Origin of the sequence: Acinetobacter sp. ASP199, assembly GCF_022700675.1 — a bacterium.
Taxonomy (GTDB): domain Bacteria; phylum Pseudomonadota; class Gammaproteobacteria; order Pseudomonadales; family Moraxellaceae; genus Acinetobacter.
The window spans coordinates 1,331,163-1,351,947 of the sequence record NZ_CP062182.1 but is presented as its reverse complement, the minus strand read 5'-3'; the positions used below and the strand labels follow the sequence as shown (position 1 = coordinate 1,351,947).

General features: G+C 42.5%; 20 protein-coding genes. 10 read left to right on the top strand and 10 right to left on the bottom strand.

Annotated elements, in window-relative coordinates:
- Positions 1-92: 92 nt before the first annotated feature.
- On the bottom strand, positions 93-782 hold the full coding sequence (locus IHE35_RS06295) for a SprT family zinc-dependent metalloprotease (RefSeq protein ID WP_242789966.1): 690 nt from the start codon (positions 780-782) through the stop codon (positions 93-95).
- 98 nt (positions 783-880) lie between these two features.
- Positions 881-1,552 (bottom strand): ribose-5-phosphate isomerase RpiA, encoded by a 672-nt coding sequence (gene rpiA, locus IHE35_RS06290; protein ID WP_242789781.1) that lies wholly within the window; start codon positions 1,550-1,552, stop codon positions 881-883.
- Positions 1,553-1,656: 104 nt separating this feature from the next.
- Here rpiA and ilvA point away from each other — a divergent pair, with 104 nt between their 5' ends.
- From ilvA to IHE35_RS06275, 3 genes are all read left to right on the top strand, one after another.
- Positions 1,657-3,195 carry a threonine ammonia-lyase, biosynthetic gene (ilvA, locus tag IHE35_RS06285; protein ID WP_242789780.1) on the top strand — a complete coding sequence of 513 codons (1,539 nt, stop codon included), beginning with the start codon at positions 1,657-1,659 and terminating at the stop codon, positions 3,193-3,195.
- Positions 3,196-3,700: 505 nt separating this feature from the next.
- Positions 3,701-4,357, top strand: coding sequence for a TrkA family potassium uptake protein (locus IHE35_RS06280; protein ID WP_242789779.1), 657 nt, complete (start codon positions 3,701-3,703; stop codon positions 4,355-4,357).
- Positions 4,354-5,691 carry a TrkH family potassium uptake protein gene (locus tag IHE35_RS06275; RefSeq protein ID WP_242789778.1) on the top strand — a complete coding sequence of 446 codons (1,338 nt, stop codon included), beginning with the start codon at positions 4,354-4,356 and terminating at the stop codon, positions 5,689-5,691. Before IHE35_RS06280 ends, IHE35_RS06275 begins: the two co-directional genes overlap by 4 nt.
- Positions 5,692-5,749: 58 nt before the next feature.
- Here IHE35_RS06275 and IHE35_RS06270 read toward each other — a convergent pair whose 3' ends face one another.
- The 3 genes from IHE35_RS06270 to IHE35_RS06260 form a co-directional block, all read right to left on the bottom strand.
- The gene (locus IHE35_RS06270; protein WP_242789777.1) at positions 5,750-6,898 is read right to left on the bottom strand and encodes a phospholipase A; all 1,149 of its coding nucleotides are present in this window, start codon (positions 6,896-6,898) and stop codon (positions 5,750-5,752) included.
- Positions 6,899-6,917: 19 nt separating this feature from the next.
- Positions 6,918-9,857, bottom strand: coding sequence for an insulinase family protein (locus IHE35_RS06265; protein WP_242789776.1), 2,940 nt, complete (start codon positions 9,855-9,857; stop codon positions 6,918-6,920).
- 165 nt (positions 9,858-10,022) lie between these two features.
- Positions 10,023-10,472, bottom strand: a complete 450-nt coding sequence (locus tag IHE35_RS06260; protein ID WP_242789775.1) for a GNAT family N-acetyltransferase — start codon at positions 10,470-10,472, stop codon at positions 10,023-10,025.
- A 275-nt stretch (positions 10,473-10,747) separates the two neighbouring features.
- Here IHE35_RS06260 and IHE35_RS06255 point away from each other — a divergent pair, with 275 nt between their 5' ends.
- Genes IHE35_RS06255 through IHE35_RS06245 form a run of 3 tightly spaced genes read left to right on the top strand, consistent with a single transcriptional unit; the run spans position 10,748 to position 12,715 of the window.
- On the top strand, positions 10,748-11,752 hold the full coding sequence (locus IHE35_RS06255; protein ID WP_242789774.1) for an adenosine kinase: 1,005 nt from the start codon (positions 10,748-10,750) through the stop codon (positions 11,750-11,752).
- A gap of 14 nt (positions 11,753-11,766) precedes the next feature.
- On the top strand, positions 11,767-12,075 hold the full coding sequence (locus IHE35_RS06250) for a Rieske (2Fe-2S) protein (RefSeq protein WP_242789965.1): 309 nt from the start codon (positions 11,767-11,769) through the stop codon (positions 12,073-12,075).
- A gap of 19 nt (positions 12,076-12,094) precedes the next feature.
- Positions 12,095-12,715 carry an OB-fold-containig protein gene (locus IHE35_RS06245; RefSeq protein WP_242789773.1) on the top strand — a complete coding sequence of 207 codons (621 nt, stop codon included), beginning with the start codon at positions 12,095-12,097 and terminating at the stop codon, positions 12,713-12,715.
- Between the two features lie 56 nt (positions 12,716-12,771).
- On the opposite strand, the gene IHE35_RS06240 is transcribed toward IHE35_RS06245, so the two are convergent.
- Positions 12,772-13,464 carry a YidB family protein gene (locus IHE35_RS06240; protein ID WP_242789772.1) on the bottom strand — a complete coding sequence of 231 codons (693 nt, stop codon included), beginning with the start codon at positions 13,462-13,464 and terminating at the stop codon, positions 12,772-12,774.
- Between the two features lie 102 nt (positions 13,465-13,566).
- Positions 13,567-14,037 (bottom strand): DUF6231 family protein, encoded by a 471-nt coding sequence (locus tag IHE35_RS06235; protein ID WP_242789771.1) that lies wholly within the window; start codon positions 14,035-14,037, stop codon positions 13,567-13,569.
- A gap of 34 nt (positions 14,038-14,071) precedes the next feature.
- Between IHE35_RS06235 and IHE35_RS06230 the strand changes: the two genes are divergently transcribed.
- Positions 14,072-14,944, top strand: a complete 873-nt coding sequence (locus IHE35_RS06230; RefSeq protein WP_242789770.1) for a DUF2797 domain-containing protein — start codon at positions 14,072-14,074, stop codon at positions 14,942-14,944.
- Between the two features lie 199 nt (positions 14,945-15,143).
- Here the strand turns inward: IHE35_RS06230 and IHE35_RS06225 are convergent, their stop codons facing one another.
- The 3 genes from IHE35_RS06225 to IHE35_RS06215 form a co-directional block, all read right to left on the bottom strand.
- Positions 15,144-17,009 carry a SurA N-terminal domain-containing protein gene (locus IHE35_RS06225; protein WP_242789769.1) on the bottom strand — a complete coding sequence of 622 codons (1,866 nt, stop codon included), beginning with the start codon at positions 17,007-17,009 and terminating at the stop codon, positions 15,144-15,146.
- Between the two features lie 131 nt (positions 17,010-17,140).
- Positions 17,141-17,413, bottom strand: a complete 273-nt coding sequence (locus tag IHE35_RS06220) for an HU family DNA-binding protein (RefSeq protein WP_004279807.1) — start codon at positions 17,411-17,413, stop codon at positions 17,141-17,143.
- Between the two features lie 157 nt (positions 17,414-17,570).
- Positions 17,571-18,050 (bottom strand): phasin family protein, encoded by a 480-nt coding sequence (locus IHE35_RS06215; RefSeq protein ID WP_242789768.1) that lies wholly within the window; start codon positions 18,048-18,050, stop codon positions 17,571-17,573.
- A 203-nt stretch (positions 18,051-18,253) separates the two neighbouring features.
- Between IHE35_RS06215 and IHE35_RS06210 the strand changes: the two genes are divergently transcribed.
- The 3 genes from IHE35_RS06210 to IHE35_RS06200 all read left to right on the top strand — a co-directional run bounded on the left by IHE35_RS06210 (position 18,254) and on the right by IHE35_RS06200 (position 20,706).
- Complete coding sequence (locus IHE35_RS06210; RefSeq protein WP_242789767.1) at positions 18,254-18,898, top strand: hypothetical protein; 645 nt, start codon at positions 18,254-18,256, stop codon at positions 18,896-18,898.
- Positions 18,899-19,013: 115 nt separating this feature from the next.
- Entirely contained in the window at positions 19,014-19,487 is a 474-nt protein-coding gene (locus IHE35_RS06205; protein WP_242789766.1) for an Rrf2 family transcriptional regulator, read from the top strand.
- Between the two features lies 1 nt (position 19,488).
- Positions 19,489-20,706, top strand: a complete 1,218-nt coding sequence (locus tag IHE35_RS06200) for an IscS subfamily cysteine desulfurase (protein ID WP_242789765.1) — start codon at positions 19,489-19,491, stop codon at positions 20,704-20,706.
- The last annotated feature ends 79 nt before the right edge of the window (positions 20,707-20,785 follow it).

The window sequence follows — 20,785 nt, the reverse complement described above, 5'->3', positions numbered from 1 at the left end:
CATAAGTGCAGCAGAAATTATTCAAACTAATTTTTATATAAATTTATGATTTAAATATTATTTTTTGAGGAATTGTGGATTAAATTATTCTTCTATTCATCCTGACTGTTCCACCACCACGGCATTACGGTATTTTTCAAAATTTTGCGATGGTTTGAATAAGCTGGATCATGTTTAGCCACTTCAGCCCAGAAAAGTGGGCTATGATCAAAATGCCGTGTATGTGCCAGTTCATGCACACAGAGATAACGCACGATATTTTCAGGAGACAGGAGAATGCTGCTATTCAGCATAATGTCATGTTTGGCAGAACAACTGCCCCATCGAGTTTTCGGCTGACGGATATTACAGATATTGAAAGACAATCCAGTTTCCCGGCTCACCTGTTTAAGATAAACCGGCAACTTTTCTTTGGCATAGGCAATCACAAAGGCTTTTAAATACGCCTCGGGTTGTCTGTCACTGATCAAAAGGACTTGCGAGGCAGAATCGTATTTATAATTATTTCGTTGTGTTAAATATTGAATCTGGATTGGTTGATTTAGATTAAATAGTTGAAGACTGCTTGGAAGTATCCGATCAATGTGCTGTATTCGACCTTGTTGCTCTTGCCACGTTTTTAAAATCCAGTTTTCAGATTCTTGAATAAAATTCTGGATTTGTTTTTTTGTACAAAACCACGGCGCAGTGACAGAAATTGAAGATACATCGACACGTAAACGAAGTCGCTTAGAACGAATGTTTTTTTTAATTTGAATTTCAGGTAAGTCGGATAATGTCATTTTTTTATATTTAATCATTGTTTTTTAATCCCCCTCAGTCCCCCTTTTATAAAGGGGAAAGTTCCCTCCTTTGAAAAAGGAGGGTTAGGGTGGATTCATTAAACCGCTGTACGCTCTTCAATACCGTTATCTGTAGCAACCACAGCAATATTTGCTTTATTTATTGCAAAGATACCGTTACAAACAACACCTGGAATGTCATTCAAAGTTTTTTCTAACTCTAATGCATTTAAAATGTTTAAGTTATAAACATCCAAAATTACATTGCCATTATCTGTAACTACACCTTCACGGTATACAGGGTCCCCACCTAAAGCAACAATTTTACGTGCTACAGCAGAACGTGCCATTGGAATCACTTCTACAGGAAGCGGGAATTCACGACCTAACTGCTCCACCCATTTAGAGTCATCTACGATACAAACGAATTTTTTCGCAATTGAGGCAACAATTTTTTCACGTGTTAATGCTGCACCGCCACCTTTAATCATATGCATATGGCGGTCAATTTCGTCCGCGCCATCGACATAGGCATCCAGACCACCTACGCTATTCATATCAACAACTTCAATACCTAATTTTTTAAGGCGTTGTGCAGTAGCTTCAGAACTTGCAACCGCTGCTTCCAATTGAAGTTCAGGCAAAAGTTCGATTAAGAAGTTTACAGTACTACCAGTACCGACGCCTAAAATGCCCCCTTTTGGTAAGTGCTTTAACGCTGCTTTGGCTGCAGCTTGCTTTTTCTCATCTTGGGTTGCATATAGACTCATGACATCACTCAACTATTTTGGACTTTCGCAGTATTTTTAAACCGCAAAGCCGCGTGGTTTGTTACAATAAAGGCTTATTTTAAACTGTTAGATGGAAAATTAACATGCTGTCTCGTTTGGTTCGACAAATTTTACAAGCAACTGTATACGATGTTGCAATCGAAACCCCACTCGAAGCAGCGCCACGAATTAGCGAACGCTTAAATAACAACATTCGCTTTAAACGTGAAGATTTACAACCGGTCTTTTCATTTAAACTACGCGGTGCCTATAACCGTATTAGTCAATTACCGAAATCACAACTCGAACGTGGCGTTATCACAGCTTCAGCAGGCAACCATGCACAAGGCGTGGCGCTGTCAGGGAAAAAGTTGGGAATTCGCGCGATTATTGTGATGCCAAAAACCACGCCTGACATCAAGGTACAAGCGGTTAAACGTCTTGGCGGTGAAGTGGTCTTGCATGGTGATTCATTTGATGTCGCAAATAAATATGCGATCCAGCGTGCCCAAGAAGATGGCATGACTTTTATTCCGCCTTATGACGATGAACTGGTCATGGCCGGTCAAGGAACCATTGCCAACGAAATTCTGCGTCAATGGCGTGATGTGGAATATGTTTTTGTTGCCGTGGGTGGTGGTGGCCTGATTGCCGGTGTTGCAGCATACTTGGGTGATGTTGCTCCGCATGTCAAAGTTATTCCTGTGGAATATGACGAATCAGCTTGTTTAAAAGCTGCGTTAGAAGCCAATGAGCGTGTGATTCTTCCATCTGTCGGTTTGTTTGCTGACGGCACTGCAGTTGCACAAATTGGTGAAAAACCTTTTGAGGTCATCCGCCTGCAAAAATCAGATAATTCTGGTCCAATTGTTGAACCTGATGTGGTACTGGTCAATACCGATGAAGTCTGTGCAGCAATTAAAGATACCTATGATGAATGCCGTAGTATTGTAGAACCATCTGGTGCAATGGCGCTGGCAGGGATTAAAAAATACGTGGCCGAACACGGCATTCAAGGCAAAAACATCGTGTCGATTGTCTGTGGTGCCAACATGAACTTCGACCGTTTACGCTATATTGCGGAACGTACTGAACTCGGTGAGCGTAAAGAAGCCATCTTTGCCGTGACCATTCCAGAACAGAAAGGTGCATTCCTGAAATTCTGTCGTGCCCTGCAAGGCCGTAATATCACCGAGTTTAACTACCGTGCCAGCGATGCAACTGCAGCCCAGGTCTTCGTGGGTATTAGCCTGAAAAATGGCGAAAAAGAACGTCAGGAAATTTATGAAAACCTGAAATTCCAATACGATGTTGACGATCTGTCGGATGATGAAGTTGCAAAACTGCACATCCGTTATCTGATTGGTGGTCATGCCGATATTGAAAATGAACGTCTGTTCCGTGTGGAATTCCCGGAGCGTCCAGGTGCCTTGCTGACTTTCTTAGAACGTCTAGGCCCAACCCATAACATTACCCTGTTCCACTACCGTAACCACGGCGCGGCTGAAGGTCGTGTATTGGTTGGCCTAGAAGCTGAAGATGCACAGCAAAATCCAGACGGTTTGATTGAAACCCTGGAAAGCATCACTTATCCGTATGACGAGATTACCAATAACCTGGGTTATCAACGTTTCTTGAAATAAGTCTGGATCTTATTTTTAAATAATAAAAAACCGTCGTTCGAAGTAATGCTGATCAGTTAAGGAGTTTAGAAATAAACTTCTTAATTTTTAGTCATGCATGGCGGAGTCTTATCATTTTAAATCAAATCCTTGCAGCTCATTTGTTACTTTGGTTTCGCCCAAAGTAACCAAAGGCATTTGTCATCCGCAAAACTCGTCAACTACCATCAACTAGAAAATTGGTCGCAGAAACAATCATTTTTTAATGTAGTCCGGTCTCAAACAATTGCGGATGACTTTTCCATATATCAACTACAATCATGAATTTAACAAAGAAAATGCCAGTCAGTTTCTTAACTAACTGGTATTAGTCTTTCGAGGCGGTTTTTTATATAAGCGAATAAGGTTACAGGTCTTTGATAATATTTATGTAAAGCAAATAGCTGAAATATCAATAAAGCACTAAGATAAACCTATAAATTAATTGAATGCGCAGATAGCAGCGCAGCAACTTTAGGAAAAATACATGGCACTGTTTGCTGTGATCGGTTTAGGAAGTTTTGGTGCCACTGTTGCCACGCAATTGATGTCACTTAAACATGAAGTAATCGGCATCGATCTCAATAAAAAATATGTCGAAAGCATTTCTGATGAACTAACCCATGCTGTAATTGCGGATGCTACTGACGAACATGTGCTGGATGAGCTAAATATCCAGAATTGTGAAGCTGTTGTAGTTGCCATTGGTGAGGACATCGAAGCCAGTATCCTCTGCGTGCTCCATCTCAAAAATATGGGGGTTAAAAAAATCTGGGCCAAATCTAAGTCCAAAGCTCATCATATGATTCTGACTCATCTTGGGGTGGATAAGATTATTCATCCTGAAGAAGATATGGGCGTGCGGATCGCTCAATCGTTGAGTTATACAATGGTCAGTCGCTATATGTCACTTGAGGATGATCGCTATCTGGTCAAAATTGAGATTCATGCCGAACAAAGTGGCATAAAACTCAATCAGCTGATGGATCATGTACCCGAAATTAAAACCATTCTGCATAAGCGTGGCCCCGTGGTTCAATATATCCTCGATCCGCATCTTATTCTTAAAGAAGGTGATATTCTGCTTATTGAGGGTTTGCTGGAACCTTTGCGCCGCCTGTCCAAGCATTTTAAAAATCTATGAAAATAACTGCTCATAAAAACCGGACCATTAATCTCAGTCCACCCAGCATTATTGCCTTGGGATTTCTGGTCTTGATTCTTGTTGGTTCAATCTTGTTAATGCTGCCAGTTTCTCATCATGGTGATGTCACCTGGTTTCAGGCTGTTTTTACTGCGACTTCTGCGGTGACCATTACCGGCCTGTCTGTGGTCAATGTCGGAGAAGCTTATACAGTCTTTGGCAAGGTTGTAATCATGATTCTCCTGCAATGCGGCGGACTGGGGTTTATGACCTTTGCCATTCTGGCTGCCATGAGTCTGGCGCCCAAAATGGGACTCAGGCAACAGGTCATGGCTCAGGAGTCCATTGGACAGACCAGCCTGAAGAAGATCAGTACGACCATTAAAGGTGTGTTCCTATATTCCCTGTTTTTTGAAGCAATTGGCACAGTGATTCTGACCATTGCGTGGCTGCAGGATTATAACTTTAATCAGGCATTCTTCTATGCCGCCTTTTATAGTATTTCCGCCTTTAACAATGGTGGCTTCTCCCTATTCCCGAATAGTCTGATGAGCTTTGCCGATCAGTATTTCATTACCTTCACCATCAGTATGCTGTATATCATTGGCGGCATTGGCTTTCTGGTGTTGATGGATGTACGCAAAAATAAACGCTGGCGAAAGCTGAGCACCAACAGCAAGCTGATTTTGAGTACGATTGCTGTGCTGAATCTTTCTGCCTTTATCCTGATCTGGATTCTGGAAGCTTCCAATCCCCAAACCCTAGCCTTGATGAGTGTGGGCGATCAGGCAGTTAATGCCTGGTTCCATGCCACAGTACCGCGCTCTTCAGGTTTTAACAGCCTGCCGATGGATCAGCTGACCAATGCCTCGACCTTAGTGACCATGTTCCTGATGTTTATTGGTGGTGGTTCTTTGAGTACTGCAGGTGGCATCAAGGTTGGAACTTTTATCATTGTAGTGATCAGTGTGATTAGCTTCCTACGGCGTGAAGATGAAATTCGTTTATTCAAACATTCAATTCCAGAGAAAACGACTTTTAAGGCATTGGCAGTAGTCTGTATTACCGCCCTATTGATTGCAACCGGCTTTATGAGTCTGCTTATTTTAGAGCCAGATCAGGACTTTCTGGATCTGCTGTTTGAAACAGTCTCTGCCGCGTGTACTGTAGGATTGTCGCGTGGTGTCACTTCTGAATTACAGCCAGCCAGTCTGTTGATCCTGATGTTATTAATGTTTGCAGGTCGTTTAGGCCCTTTGACCTTGGCCTATTTTATTGCCACACCGAAAAAGAGTCGCCTTAAACATCCGCCTTCGGAAATTCAGGTCGGCTAATTTTAATATGCAATAAAAAATTCACGCCAGAGCGTGAATTTTTTGATGATAATGCTTTTTAGAACCAGTTCATCAACGAAACACCTAAACCGACATAAGTCGCCTTATGATTATAGTCGATCAGGCTTTCACCATAGCCATCAAACAGCTGGAAATGGCCACGCAGGCGACCACTGATCGGGAATGACCAGTCAAATTGTGCTGCACCACGGTTATCATCACCGCCTTTCAAGGTATGACGTAACATTAGCGAAAAGTCATGATCTTTCCAGCGGTAGAATGCCGTTAAATCGCCACGACCGACATAGTCGACGATATCCGGATTATTATCATCCGGCAGATCTTCTTCGAAACGATACCAGGGACGTAACATCAGGGCAAAGTTATTACGTTCAAAGCCCAGATTCAGCATCACCCGGTTCCAGCTACGCGATAGTGGATCCGAACGGCCATTGGACTGATGGTTCAAGGTCAGCCCCAGCATACGCCAGTCCAGACCAAATAAATCATAATTGGTTCGGAATACGATACTGGCTTCCGGTTCGTAGTTAGTTTCACGGAATGGACGTGATTCTTCGGAGTTATAGACCTGCCAGCGTGAAGACTGGGTATAGGCCAGCCAGATATCACCGTTATCACCAAAGATATTTTCTACGGCTTTGGTTTTTAGCGAAAGCTGAAACTTGCCTTCCATGGATTTCAGGTTCTGATCTTCAGTAACCGTATTACGTTCATTCGGACTTTCAGGGAACTCATTTTTCTCAGAGGTCCAAAATCCTGGCAATACATACACCGGCTGATAAGAACGGATATTCCAGGTACCCAGCTTACTTTCAGGTGAAAGTTCCCAACGGCTGTCCAATAAAGACAGGTTCGGTTTCAGTGGCGAGCCTTCACTAACCCTTACCGTAGAAACAGTTTTATCAATTTTAGCTTTCAGGTTATCAGGTTCAGGCGCAATTTCAGCAGCTGCACGACGTTCAGATACCAGTACCGCCCTTTCTGCTTCTGGCACTTTAAACAAAGCATCATAACAAGCCAGACGTTCTGCACTGATTTCTACCGCGGCACAAGCCTCAGCCGTTGCCGGCATCGGACTGCTAGGAATAGTCGTTTGATTTTCTTCTGCATACACCTGCGCCCCTCCCATACAGCCAAGCAAAATACTCAGCTGCAAAGTTGGACGCTTAAACGAATTAAGCGCCATTCAATATTCCTTGTTTATTTTACTGAACTTGTTGAATCACAAATCCGAGCTGTTCCAGTGCTTCACGTTTTGCCACTGGCGCAACCACAGCACGAGACGGCTGTTGTTCTACCAGATATTGTTGAGCCACACGCTTCAGGTCATCCAGTGTCACATTCAGCAGACGTTCACGTAACTGCTTACGGAATGCTGGGGTACGCTGATGCAGGTAAGCATAACAAGCTGTAATTGCCTCACCTGCTGGTGAACCCGGCTTATCCATGCTGGCAATCAGACCCAGAATTGCTTCTTCCAGTTGATGTGGCTGTTGTTCCGCATTTAATAGCCACTGAACACTCGCATCAAAGTCCTTGAAAGTCTCAGCTAAACGTGGATCTCGGTAGCTGTAGAAACGGAATGAACAGGCATTACCGTCATAGCTGGCACCGCCACCATAAGCACCGCCTTTTTCACGGATCGCACTATGCAGGTATCCATTACGCAAATAGCCTGCCAAGACCATCAACGGCGCTGCATCAGGATGTGACACTTCGACTGCCGGATAAGCGGCTGCACAGAACTGAACATTAGCCTGAATCAGCCATGCTTCATCTGCTTCATTCAATACTTTTTCAGTTTGAGCAAGTTGTACCGGATTACGGTCCACAGCAACTTTGTCCCAAACATTCTGAACTTCTTCTACCAGATGATCTGCTTGCGGTTCTTCACATACCAGCAGGAACTGTTTTGGTGCCTGCAACAAAATACGATGAATGCGTTTCAGCTCTTCAATCATGGCATCATAAGCAGCTTCATCCTTCTCAATCTGAGAAACCAGATTCATTAGCCAGTTCAATGCACCAAGACCAGTATTATGATAATCACGCGTTGCTAAAGCGCTGTGCTGACGTGAAGCCACCTGCATTGCATAACTATGGCCTGACCCAGAAATACGTGAATGCCAACGTGTTTTACGCTGTTGCAGTAATTCGATGATACGGCCTTTTTCGTCAAAGCGAAGCTGTTCAAAACCGGTTTTCAGTAACTGAATCGCTTGCAGGTTATTCACCAGAGATTTAGTTGTGAGCGTTAACCAGGCAGAAATTTTATTCTTGTCATCGACTTTCGAGCGCAATGACGCACCCATTCCCAAGCCACCGCTGACTGCAGTCTGGATTTGCTGGAATTCAAGATAATCATATTCGCCTGCACCGACTTCACCGACCAGAATCGACAGCAGGTTAAAGTATGGCGATTGCACTACTTCGTCAGGAATCTGCACCAGAACTTGTTGGTAATAAATACCATTGGTACCGGCATAGTAAAGATTCAGCGGTGTATCGATCCCATTGGAAATCACTTCACGCAGCTGACCTTGTACAATCTGCATTTCAGCAGGTACATCTTCAAGACCCACTTTAGGTAGCAGGTTCAGATCATCCGGCGTATCCTGACGGATTTTTAAAGCTTCAGTCTGCGCAACGATTTCAGCTTTCTGTTCTTCCGTCAGTGTCTTGCCAATTTCAGCCAGACGTGCTTTTTCAGCTTCGGCTTCTTTGGCAGATTTGGTGGCATCTGGAACCAGCGTCAATTGCACACGGTGTGGGTTATCAATCAGATGTTCTTTGATCAGATTAGACAGCCACATTGGATCTTTCAGCTCTTCTTTGACTGCTGTAATCGCAGAATCAACATCCCAAACTTCAACTGGATCACGGTGATGAATCGCACTACCTAAACCATTCAGGATCAGGCTTAAACCATACGGCGTACCATCCCCATTAATTTCACGCTGATGCAGTTCAATCTGATGCAGAATCGCATCGACCGCCTGCTGATCTACCGGTTTCGCAGCAACATCTTCCAGAATTTTGAATACGCCATCTTTAAATTCTTCAGCATGTTCTGGATTTGAGCCTTGTACTGCACAGTAGAAGGTCATTTCAAAGTTAGAATCATCAACCCCCATAAATGGGCCTGTTGCATCTGCATAACCACAGGTTTCCAGATAATGACGCAGTGGAGAGGCCGAATCCTCTAACAGAATGCCTTCTACCAGACGCATACCCAGACGAAGTTTGATTTCACTCGCTTCAGGCAATAACCATGAAATGACATGATAGGTTTTGTCGCGTAGATCATCCGCATCAACTGCATAGGTATCAGTCACGGACACTGGTGCAGACAGACGGGTTTCAGGTGTGGAATATAAAGTCTGACCTTGTTCAAATTTAGACAGTGCCAGAGTTTCGAACTGTTCTTGCAGTTCATAAGCCGACTTGTTACCGAAGGTCATGAATACAGCATTACTTGGATGGTAATGTGATTTATAGAAATCAACTAACTCTTGGTAAGTCAGGTCAGGAATATCTTTAGGATCACCACCTGAATTGTAGTGATAGGTGGTATCCGGGAACAGATAATGCGCCAGCGTATGATATAGCTGATCTGAAGGTGAGCTCATCGCACCTTTCATTTCATTAAACACAACGCCTTTGTAAACCGGTTCACCATTTTCTAGTTCAATACGGATCCCTTCCTGAGCAAAATCCAGCGGATTCAGGTTCGCTGCAAAAGCAGCATCCATATACACTTCTAACAGGTTCTGAAAATCTTTGTCATTCTGGGTTGCAAATGGATAAGCTGTCCAGTCCGCTGCGGTAAAGGCATTCATGAACGTGTTCAGGGAACGGCGAATCATGAGGAAGAATGGATCACGTACCGGGAATTTTTCTGAGCCGCAAAGCGCCGTATGTTCAAGAATATGTGCTTCGCCTTTAGAGTCCATTGGCTGCGTACGGAAAGCCACTAAAAAGACATTTTCATCGTGATTGGTCGCCAGGTGATAATGAATGGCGCCGGTCACATTATGTTTAAATTCAGACACTAAAATGTCTAAAGCTTCAACATGGTGTTGACGTACCAACTGAAACGCAGGATGTACAGTTTGAGAAATGGTTTCAGTGACATCTACAGTCATGCGATCTCCTAATTTTTAGATAAAAAACAACTGATCGCATTATAGCTTTAGTTTTTGTTATTATTCACGCTGAAAACCGATCATTTTGATCGAATTAAGTAAACTTGGTCATTCAGAAAATGAATCACCAAGTCTATGAACCGTGTTGGTGAAATTGAAAATCGACTAGATCAGATATTTAAAGTAGTTGTAATTCGGATGGTTTTCAACAAAGACATAGTTCTGCTTCTGGTAAAAGCTCGCCGCCAGCTTGGTTTCAGTATGCAAACAAAGTGCAGAATAATGCGGACGTGCTAACTGTTCCAGATAAGCCAGTAACTGTTTGCCTACACCATGCTGACGATATTTCGGATGCACATAGAAACGACGCACACGGCCAATACGTTCTTCCACACCATCTGGTCCCCATTGCTGGTTCAAACCACCACAAGCAATCAGCTTGTCTCCATCATAAGCAACAACCAGATATTCATTGTCTTTACTGAATGAGTTTTTTCCTGTGCGATATTCTTCGATTAATTTCTCAATTAAATCATAGCCTTCCTTTTTTGCCAGAGTAGCAAAAGTTTCGATTTGATCTGGTAATTGCCCGGCTTTTACGATTTTAATATCCATATATACACACTGTCAGAAATTGTAGTCTCGGCTCAACCCATATTTGCATGAAGATGCAGCTAGAGTTGATATAACACTTATAAATAAAATCCGCTATTTAAATCAATGGCACGAACGCAGGATTACGAAATTTATCTCCTTTAATTCGACCAAAGTGCGAAATAAATGCCTTACAGCATATTCTAAAACTTTTTGAAAATGATTCAGCACCCTACAGCAAACCTGAGCATTCGTGTAAACTTATGACTTTCGTTTTTTGAATGTGACTCTCTGACATGGCAAATGTTGATCTTTTTGCAATTGGTAATGCGCTAATTGACCAGGAATTTAAAGTATCTGACGACTTTTTAACTGCACACAACCTGCAAAAAGGCACCATGCAACTGACCGATGGTGAAACACAAGCTGCGCTGTATGAAAACCTGAAAGCCACTCAAAACTACAAAGGTCAGGCTTCTGGTGGTTCTGCGGCAAACACAACTGTTGCTTTTGCCGCGCTCGGTGGTTCAGCGTTTTATGCCTGCCGTGTCGGGAATGATGATCTGGGTCAAATCTACCTGGATGGTCTAAATAAAGCAGGCATTAAAACTACCACCCGTTCAATCAGCGAAGGCGTTACAGGTACCTGTATGGTATTAGTAAGTCCAGATTCAGAACGTACCATGCATACTTATTTGGGGATCACGGCTGAACTGACTGACGTTCAAATTGATTTCGCGCCCCTTAAAACTGCAAAATGGCTATATATCGAAGGTTATCTATCGACTTCAGAAACTGCCCGTCATGCCGTAGAACAGGCACGTACCATTGCCCGTGCCAGCGATGCAAAAATCGCCTTAACTTTGTCTGATCCAGCAATGGTGCAATATGCGCGTGCTGGCCTGGACGAAATGATTGCAGATGGCGTAGACCTACTGTTCTGTAATGAACAGGAAGCGTTAATGTATACTGAGACTGAAACAATTGAAGCTGCTTTAGCTAAACTACAAGAATTTAGCCAACACATTGTCATTACATTGTCAGCTAGAGGTGCACTTATCTGCAACGAAGGTCAAAGCTTTACCGTACCGGGTCGTGCTGTAACTGCAGTTGATACCAATGGTGCTGGTGATGCCTTTGCTGGTGCTTTCCTGTATGCACTGAATGCAGGTCTAGGCTGGAAAGTTGCAGCTGAATTGGCCATTCTGGTTTCAAGCCAGGTGGTTTCACAATTTGGTCCACGTCTGGCTATTGCTGACTATGCTGCGTTATTGGAAAACTTCCAAAAGGAATGCGCTTAATGTTTAAAATTTGCATGACCGAAGACATCCCGGAACGTGAAGCACGTTCTTTTGAAACTCCAAATGGCGACATCATTTTCATTACTCAACGTGATGGTATGTTCTACGCTTACCAGAACCTGTGTCCACACTTGCAGGTTGAACTGGAGTTTCTGGAAAACCAGTTTCTGGATCGTGATCAGGAGTTTATTGAGTGTTCAACCCATGGTGCTTTATTCCTGGTTGAAACTGGGGAATGTATTTCCGGCCCTTGCCAAGGTCAAGCACTTGAAAAAGTAGAGATTAACGTGCATTCTGATGGTGGAATTTACCTCACAGAATAATTCGTAACTGGACGCTACCATGCCGGCATTTTTCCTTGACTATAACTTGATGCCTTTTCATCTAAGTTTATTCGCTGTGATTCTGCTGGGCGTGGTAGAAACCTTGGGCTATTTTTTAAAAATTCGCCCGACAAAATTTCTCAAAAAGATTTCCCCGTTTTACTTTCATAATCTTGACCTGCTCAACGTCAAGTTTTCCAAAACCTTAATTGTGTTTTTTCTGCTGATGAATTTCAGTGTTGCTGGTTATGTGCTGCAACTGCTGATCTATTCTCAGGAACAGGAATTTCTACCGGCGTATTACCTGATTATTCCTGCGCTGATTATTGCGATTTTCTTTACAGTATTTATGATTCACTGTCTGGATCAGGTGATTCCACCTAAATACAAAAAACATCATGTCAATCTGATTGGTCGTCTGGCAACCATTTCCAGTGGTAATGCCCGTCCTGGATTTTCAGCACAAGCGCGAGTCCGTGATGAATATGGACAACTGCATTATGTGCAGGTCGAGCCTGAATTTGGTGAACTGGAATTCCAGTCTCTGATCATTTTAATACGTCTACGTAAATCTCATTATATTGCTAAAAAAATCAGTAAATCCAATCGCCTGTTTAGCCTGGATTTGGAACAATCATAAATTATAAAAATATAAAAAGCCCGGCATTTATAGCCGGGCTTTTTTTAGAATTTTAGTCAACGCTTTAAGAAACCTGAAACCATGTTCAGGACATTCTGGATATCGTTATTCGCTTCCTGCTTGCTGGTTTGCTCACCCTGTGGGGTTAATGAATCAATAATCTGCGGCAAAACTTTAGAGATGGCACTATATACATCCTGCTTTGGCGCATGCACCTGTTCAGCCACCTGTTCCACTTCCTGATCATCAAATAACAACTGCAGTTGCTGGTTATCCACGGGCGCATTCTCACCTGGACCTGTAGACACCCAGTCATCGACCTGACTGTTTAAGCCTTGACCTTTCAGCTTATCTAGCGCCCCTTGTAAACCGCCCTGCTTCTGAATCCAGGCGAGTACCAATGGCAATACAGCAATAAGTAAGGTCTTGGTCCCACCAACACCTAATCCTGATGATCGAGGCTGCTGATGAGTCTGTTGATTCGGCTGCTGCTGCGGTTGGCCAGCGCCACCCAGTTGACTCAATACAGAACTTAAAATCCCACCCAAACCACCTTGCTGCGACTGACCAGTTTGCTGCGTATTACCCGAATTTAACTGCCCAAATACAGCCCCAAGAATGCCACCTAAACCACCTTGCGACTGTTGTGACTGGTTCTGGGATTGATGCTGATTGGTATTCTGCTGTTGCTGACTACCGCCCAAGGCCTGCTTGGCAAGCATCTCTACAATATTACTGAGGTTTGTCATACGGCTTATCCAGTTAATCTTTCTTACAGCATACGTGCTGAGCAGAAGGTTGAAATGTATGAAAATGTTAATATTTGCAATGAAATTTAGTAGATTTTTTCCTTACCAACGGAACTTATCCCAGTTTTCTGGATTGGCCCAGAATTTGGAATTAAACCAGTCAGGTACATGCTTATAAGTCAGAATATTAAATTGCCACAAGGCAAAGTCGGCATCATGTGTGGTTTTATCAATAAGTTGGGTTAGTCCTAAAGAACGTAGCAGTTTCTCATCCTGCAAACGGCTTACAACGACCAGACGTTTTGCAAATAAGTCACGCAGCTTGACCAATAGCTGACTGATCAATTGATCTGATAACTCACTCGTTTCAGATGTATCCAACATCACTACTGCCAGGTCATAACGTTGCTGAAAAGGCAGACTTAAAAAGTCAGATACGCTAAAATAATGCCATTGAATGGACTGATTAAACTTAACTTGGGTCAAATCCTGACCAATACAAATCGCAGTTTTTATGGGCTGTTCCTGTGCAAAATCGTCTAGCATCGAAGTGATGACATTCTGTTCAGCCATAACAGCATCCTTATGATTTAAGTGAGTAATTTATATGGAACTTCAAGGCATCTGCCATAAAATGCATGCCGGTCTCAAGAACCTTAGTGTAACTGATCAAGATATACACAGGGCAAATGTTGAATATAAATTCATATTAGATCGTTCAGAAATCGACCTACCATTTAGTCTGGGTCAAGAAATCGAGATCGAATGGACCGGTAATATCTACTGCGTGTCTTGTGGTACCAAAACATCAAAATCATTTTCTCAAGGTCACTGCTTCAAATGCTTTAAAACCAAAGCATCTTGTGACATGTGTATTATGAAACCTGAAAGCTGCCATTATCATTTGGGTACCTGCCGTGAAGACACCTTTGCACACGAAGTATGTTTTCAACCGCATATTGTCTATTTAGCCAACTCCAGTGGACTTAAAGTCGGGATTACCCGTGTCAATCATATGCCAGGACGCTGGCTGGATCAGGGCGCAACACAAGCTTTACCCATCATGAAAGTAGGTTCTCGTCGCCTTTCGGGTCAAATGGAAGTCATGTTTGGCACCCAGGTTGCCGATAAAACCGATTGGCGCAAACTGCTGAAAGGTGAAGCTGAGCCACTTAACCTGATTGATATCCGTGATCAGCTACTAGACGAATTTGAACCGCAAATTACCACTATTCGTGATGAATTCAGTATGAGTCTGGACTTTAATGAAAATGTCGAGATTCTAGAACAAGAGCGCCCCCGCGAGTTCATCTATCCAGTGGAAAGCTATCCTGAAAAGATCAAATCACACAACCTGGATAAAACCCCCGTGATCCGTGGCAAATTACAAGGCATCAAAGGCCAGTATCTGATCCTGGATACCGGTGTCATTAATATCCGTAAATATACCGGCTATGAAATTAAGGTTCGTGCGGAATAAATCGAACTATTTAAAAAAAGCGAGATAAAATATCCCGCTTTTTTATTTACTAATCAGGGAATGTTCTGCAGAAATTTAAAATATGTTTCAGTATTTCAAGGCGTATTTTGCTCTCAAGATAGTTCTTTTATAGAACAAAAACTTAGCCAGAAAATAAAAAAACCGGCTCGAAAGCCGGTTGTTTTAAAAGGAAAATCTGTTATTTGATTTTCGCTTGCGATTTCAGATAACGCGTATAATCATCAAATTCTTGCTGACCACGTAACTGGGCATAAAGTTTTGCCAGCTCAGTACGTTGCTCTTCACTTAACACATCAATCGGATTCTTCTTCACTTCAGATACAGCAACTACGACCAGCTCATTAGGCAAGCTTGCTGTGGTCACGGACCAGAATCCAGCTTTAGGTGCTTTCAGGCTAAATGCTGCACGCTGTACATCACGTTTTAGCAAACCTTCGGCACGGGTATAGACACCCGCATCTTCAAACACCAGAGTGCCTTTTGCTACAGAAGCCGCAGGTTTGGTCTTAAACTCATCCAATGATTTCTGAATCTGGGCTTTTGCAAGAGCTCGCGCTTTTTCTTCAATCAATTCCGCTGTAACACGTGGTTTTGCTTCAGCCAGTGATTGCTCACCTGCTGCATGGTAATCACGCACTTTTACCCAGGCTACATCACCGTTTGCCAACTGTATGCTAGATGATACATTACGGTCACCATTCTTCACATCGTCGTTGAACAGCTTCACTTTCACATTGGCATCGCTGAGCAATGGATCACGTGTAGATAAAGTCACGCCTTTAGCTGATTGTACGCGAACACCTTTAACTTCTTGTGTTACCACATCCAGTGAATCGCTGCTGACCACCATATCATTCAGGCTATTTACAGTATCAGAGAATGCATTTGATTTTTTAGAAGCCAGCACCTCTTCAGTCAGACGCGCTTTTTGTGATTCAAATGATGGCACAGCGACATCAGGTGCCTGTACAGCAATGATGTGATAACCATAATCTGTTTTCACTGGTGCAGAAACCTGACCTGATTGTAATGAAGCAACAGTTTTATCAAAGGCATCACCGAACACACCCATTTCATAAACTGCAATTGCACCACCTTTAGCCTTGGATTCAGGATCTTCTGAATACTGGGCTGCAGCCTGAGCAAATGTTGTACCCGCTTTGATTTTAGCTGCTACATCTGCTGCAAGTTTTTGCGCTTCAGCTTCAGAACGGTTATCCGCAGTGATCAGGATGTGTTTTACTTCTGGCTTAACCGTCGATTTTTGCGCCGCTACAAAACTGTTATAGGCATCTTGTAGTTCTGCATTCGTCACCGTAACAGAAGCAGTATTCATATCAGCGGCCTTTAAAACAACGTAGTCTACATCTACACTCGTTGGCTGCTTGAATACAGTCTTATGCTTTTCATAATAAGCTGCAATTTCCGCATCAGTAACCTTGACGTTTTTCTTGTAGTTCTCAAGATTGACACTGGCAATATGCACATGACGCTGTTCAGTCTGCAAGTCAGCGATCTGCTGAATTTCCAGTTTACTAACCAATGGATAGTCAATAAATGTCGAAGACAGCATTTTAAGCGCGTGGTCAGTGCGCAGGCCTGCAATTAATTGCTGACTGTTCATGCCCACAGAGCGCAAATAGTTTTCATAGAGCGCATTTGAAAACTGACCATTTTGCTGGAAGCTTGGTTGCTGAGCAATCATTTGCTCAATTTGCTGATCACTGAGGCTGATGCCTAGCTCTTCAGCTTGTTGCAGCAAAACTGTACGTCCAACCAGCGTATCCATGGCCTTTTGATCAATGAAGGCCTGATTTAATAATGTTTCATCGCCATTGGCATAACTGAGATATTGTTCTTTGAATGATTTTGTCAGAGATTCCAGTTCTTTTTTAGAGATATCTGTGCCATTTACCGTCTTGGCTGTATCTTTGTTCCCACCACTAAAATATCCTTCAATACCTACAAGCGCTAAAGGGGTCAAAAATAGAACGAGCAAGACCTTGCCCAGCCAACCCTTAATAACTTTACGAAAAGATTCCATAAGTATTCCAATATTTTATTTGCATGGGATTTTACCCGAAAAAACCCACTGAATGAATGTGTTAATCCTGACTATTTAATTAATCAATAAAAAAACGCGCCTAGTGAGGCGCGTTTGATTGCTGTGGGCGATTAAGCTACAGCGTCTTTTAAGCCTTTACCAGCTTTGAAGCTAGGTACTTTGCTTGCTTTAATTTCTAGCGTAGCACCAGTTTGTGGGTTACGGCCAGTACGTGCAGCACGTTCTTTAACGCCGAAAGTACCAAAACCAACGAGAGTAACTGTGTCACCTGATTTAAGCGCTTCAGTAACAGAAGCAATTGTAGCATCTAAAGCTTTACCTGCGTCAGCCTTAGATAATCCCCCTTTCTCTGCAATTGCATCAATTAATTCTGATTTATTCATGAAAATTACGTCCTCTTAATATCGTTTATTTAAGGTCCAAGAATTTGTTTAAATTGCCATAGCGACTTTATAACAATGGTTCAGGTCTAAACGCAATACTCTTCGACCTCTTTTTTTTTAAAAAATAAGCGAAAAAAACATTGAATAATGAATAAAGTCACTTCCGTTGTGATTTTTTAGACAATTCATCCTGTATTTTTCCCTGTTCTTCCATCAACTGATCGACTTTAGCATGTAGCTGCAGGATCAGTTTTTCCAGATGCTGCACGTCCTTCAGTGTCACTAATCCTATACGATTCAAGGAGTGATGAACAGAGTGATCAATTAATTTTTCAACTTTATCTTTGGTATCTGTGACAGACTCTTTGGCCTTTTCTGAGACTTTTTCGACAGTTTGATCGGCAATGTCAGTCGTTTTGGATTCTAGCTCTTCCCCTACCTTGACTAGAGAGTCGAATAATTTGTTGCCTTCTTCTTCAGCGCGAGAGAATGCACCCAGTCCAGCCAACCAGATTTGTTTGGTATATTTTCGAAAGTCGAGGACCGACTTACGCTCTGATCCTGATCTGGACTTGGTTTTTGATGTTTTTTGTTCTGCTTCCGAGATTGCATCCTGTGCCGCTTCAGATTTGTCCATGTGCACGCCTCCTGATTATTTTCTATGCAAATTTTATATAGAAATCTACAAAATGACAGCATATTAGCAAATTTAATACTTGCCAGTTTTGCTAAACTGTTCTACAAAGCAATTTATTTCATGTTTTAAGTTTAATCCCTGAAATATCAATTAGGCAGGATGCTTTATCTTTCAAATTTTTCAGGAAAGGATTGGTTGTATCTATGAGCGAATCGCAGCAAAGTCAAAAGCAGCCACACTTATTGCTGACAATGACTTTAATTGTTTTGGAAACGATTTTCACTTTTATTCTAAAACATGATCGCGTTGTTGCATTACAAGCTAAAAAGTTTATTGATGAAAATATCGCTATTAAGATTAATAGTTATATTCCTTATTTTGACTTTTATGTGCAGTTTACCGATAAGGGCCTACTATTTGACCATAAAGCGCCAAATAAGATCATTGACCTTGATGTGCGTACCAACCTGTCCGATCTGATTAAAATCTTTGTTTTTGGCAATCGTCGCAGCATTAAAGCCATGCGTATTGATGGCAATCAGATCCTGAAAGATGAATTTCGCGATCTACTGACCTTATTTGCCCTGCCAAAACTGCTTGCTGACTGGAAACAGTGGCTGTATGAGCCCACAGACGAATCCGAAGTAGTCACTTCACGTAACCGTCTGGCTCCACTTTTAGACAAAATTGATCAGCAACGTTCTAAGATTAATACCCTTCAGGTAGAAGTTAAGCAGTACAAAAACCGGATTCGACGTATGCAACGTCGTCAGAAGCAAATTAATATAATCTTTAGTCTTATTACTGTAGGTTTAATTACGTTATTAGTATATAATTGGCTCGCTTAATAAAGCGTTCTTTTTAGTATAATTTAGCACCTCATTTTGCATAATAAAAAAACTTGACTATTTTAGTCAGGATTCTTAAAATCGATACATCTAGTCTAACCATGTGTATCGAATCATGCGCTTAACCACTCGCGGTCGCTACGCAGTGACTGCTCTTCTTGATCTAGCTTTGCAGCCAACTGAACAAACGATCACGCTTGCTGAAATTGCAGCTCGTCAAACCATTTCTGTTGCCTATCTTGAGCAGTTATTTGCGAAACTAAAACGTCATGGCTTAGTTTCAAGTGTCCGTGGTGCCAATGGTGGCTATCATCTGGCGCGTAATGCTCAAGACATCACTGTGTTAGAAATCATTGAAGCTGTAAACGAAAGTGTTGACGCTACTCGCTGCGACCATAAAGGCAACTGCCAGAATGGTGCGATGTGCTTGACTCACGATTTATGGCAGGAACTCTCCCACCACATTGCCGATTATCTCGCAAAAATCTCGCTTGCTGACCTAATCGCTCGTGACAACGTGCAAACCGTTTCACTACGCCAAAATTCAGCATCTTTTGATTCAGCTCTTTTATCGGTTACAGGTATTTGACATGAAACGTCCGATTTATCTTGACTATGCAGCAACCACTCCTGTAGACCCTCAAGTTGCAGAACGCATGATGGAATGCTTAACTTTCGAAGGTACCTTCGGTAATGCTGCATCTCGTTCACATGCATACGGCTGGCAAGCGGAAGAAAAAGTTGAATACGCACGTGAACAAGTAGCTAATCTTGTGAAAGCTGACCCACGTGAAATCGTATGGACTTCTGGTGCGACTGAATCTGACAACCTTGCTCTAAAAGGTGTAGCTCAGTTCTATGCATCTAAAGGTAAGCACATCATTACATCTAAAATTGAACATAAAGCAATTTTGGATACATGCCGTGAACTAGAGTCTGAAGGCTTTGAAATTACTTACCTGGAACCACAACCAAAAACTGGTTTAATCACACCAGACATGGTTGAAGCTGCAATTCGTCCAGATACCATTCTTGTCTCCCTGATGATGGTAAACAACGAAATTGGTACCGTAACGGATGTTGCTGCAATTGGTGAAATCACTCGTGCCAAGAAAATTTTCTTCCACGTAGATGCTGCACAGGCTGCAGGTAAAGTTGAAATTGACCTTTCTCAACTGAAAGTCGACCTGATGAGCTTCTCTGCACACAAAATCTATGGTCCTAAAGGCATCGGTGCCCTGTTTGTACGTCGTAGCCCACGTGTACGCCTGAAAGCACAAATGCATGGTGGCGGTCACGAACGTGGCATGCGTTCTGGTACGCTTGCGACTCACCAGATCGTAGGTATGGGTGAAGCATTTGAACTTGCAGGTAAAAACTTGCATTCTGAACAAGCGCGTTTACGTATACTTCGTGACAAACTTTGGAATGGTTTACGTGACCTTGAACAGGTATTCCTGAATGGCCACGAAACTTATAACGTTGCGAACTACCTGAACGTGAGCTTCAACTTTGTTGAAGGTGAATCACTAATGATGGCTCTGAAAGATGCAGCAGTATCTTCAGGTTCAGCATGTACCTCTGCAACACTAGAACCGTCTTATGTTCTACGTGCATTGGGCCTATCAGACGAATTGGCACACAGCTCAATCCGCTTTAGCTTTGGTAAATACACCACTGAAGAAGATATTGATCATGTACTTGAAGTCACTAAAGCTGCTGTTGAGAAGTTACGTGAACTTTCTCCGCTTTGGGATATGTACAAAGAAGGTATCGACCTTTCTACAGTTGAATGGGCTGAACACTAATCTTGTATCGAAGATAACAGCATTTATGTTGTTATCTCATTCATAAAAGTTTTTTAATCCCCATATTTAATATTAGGCT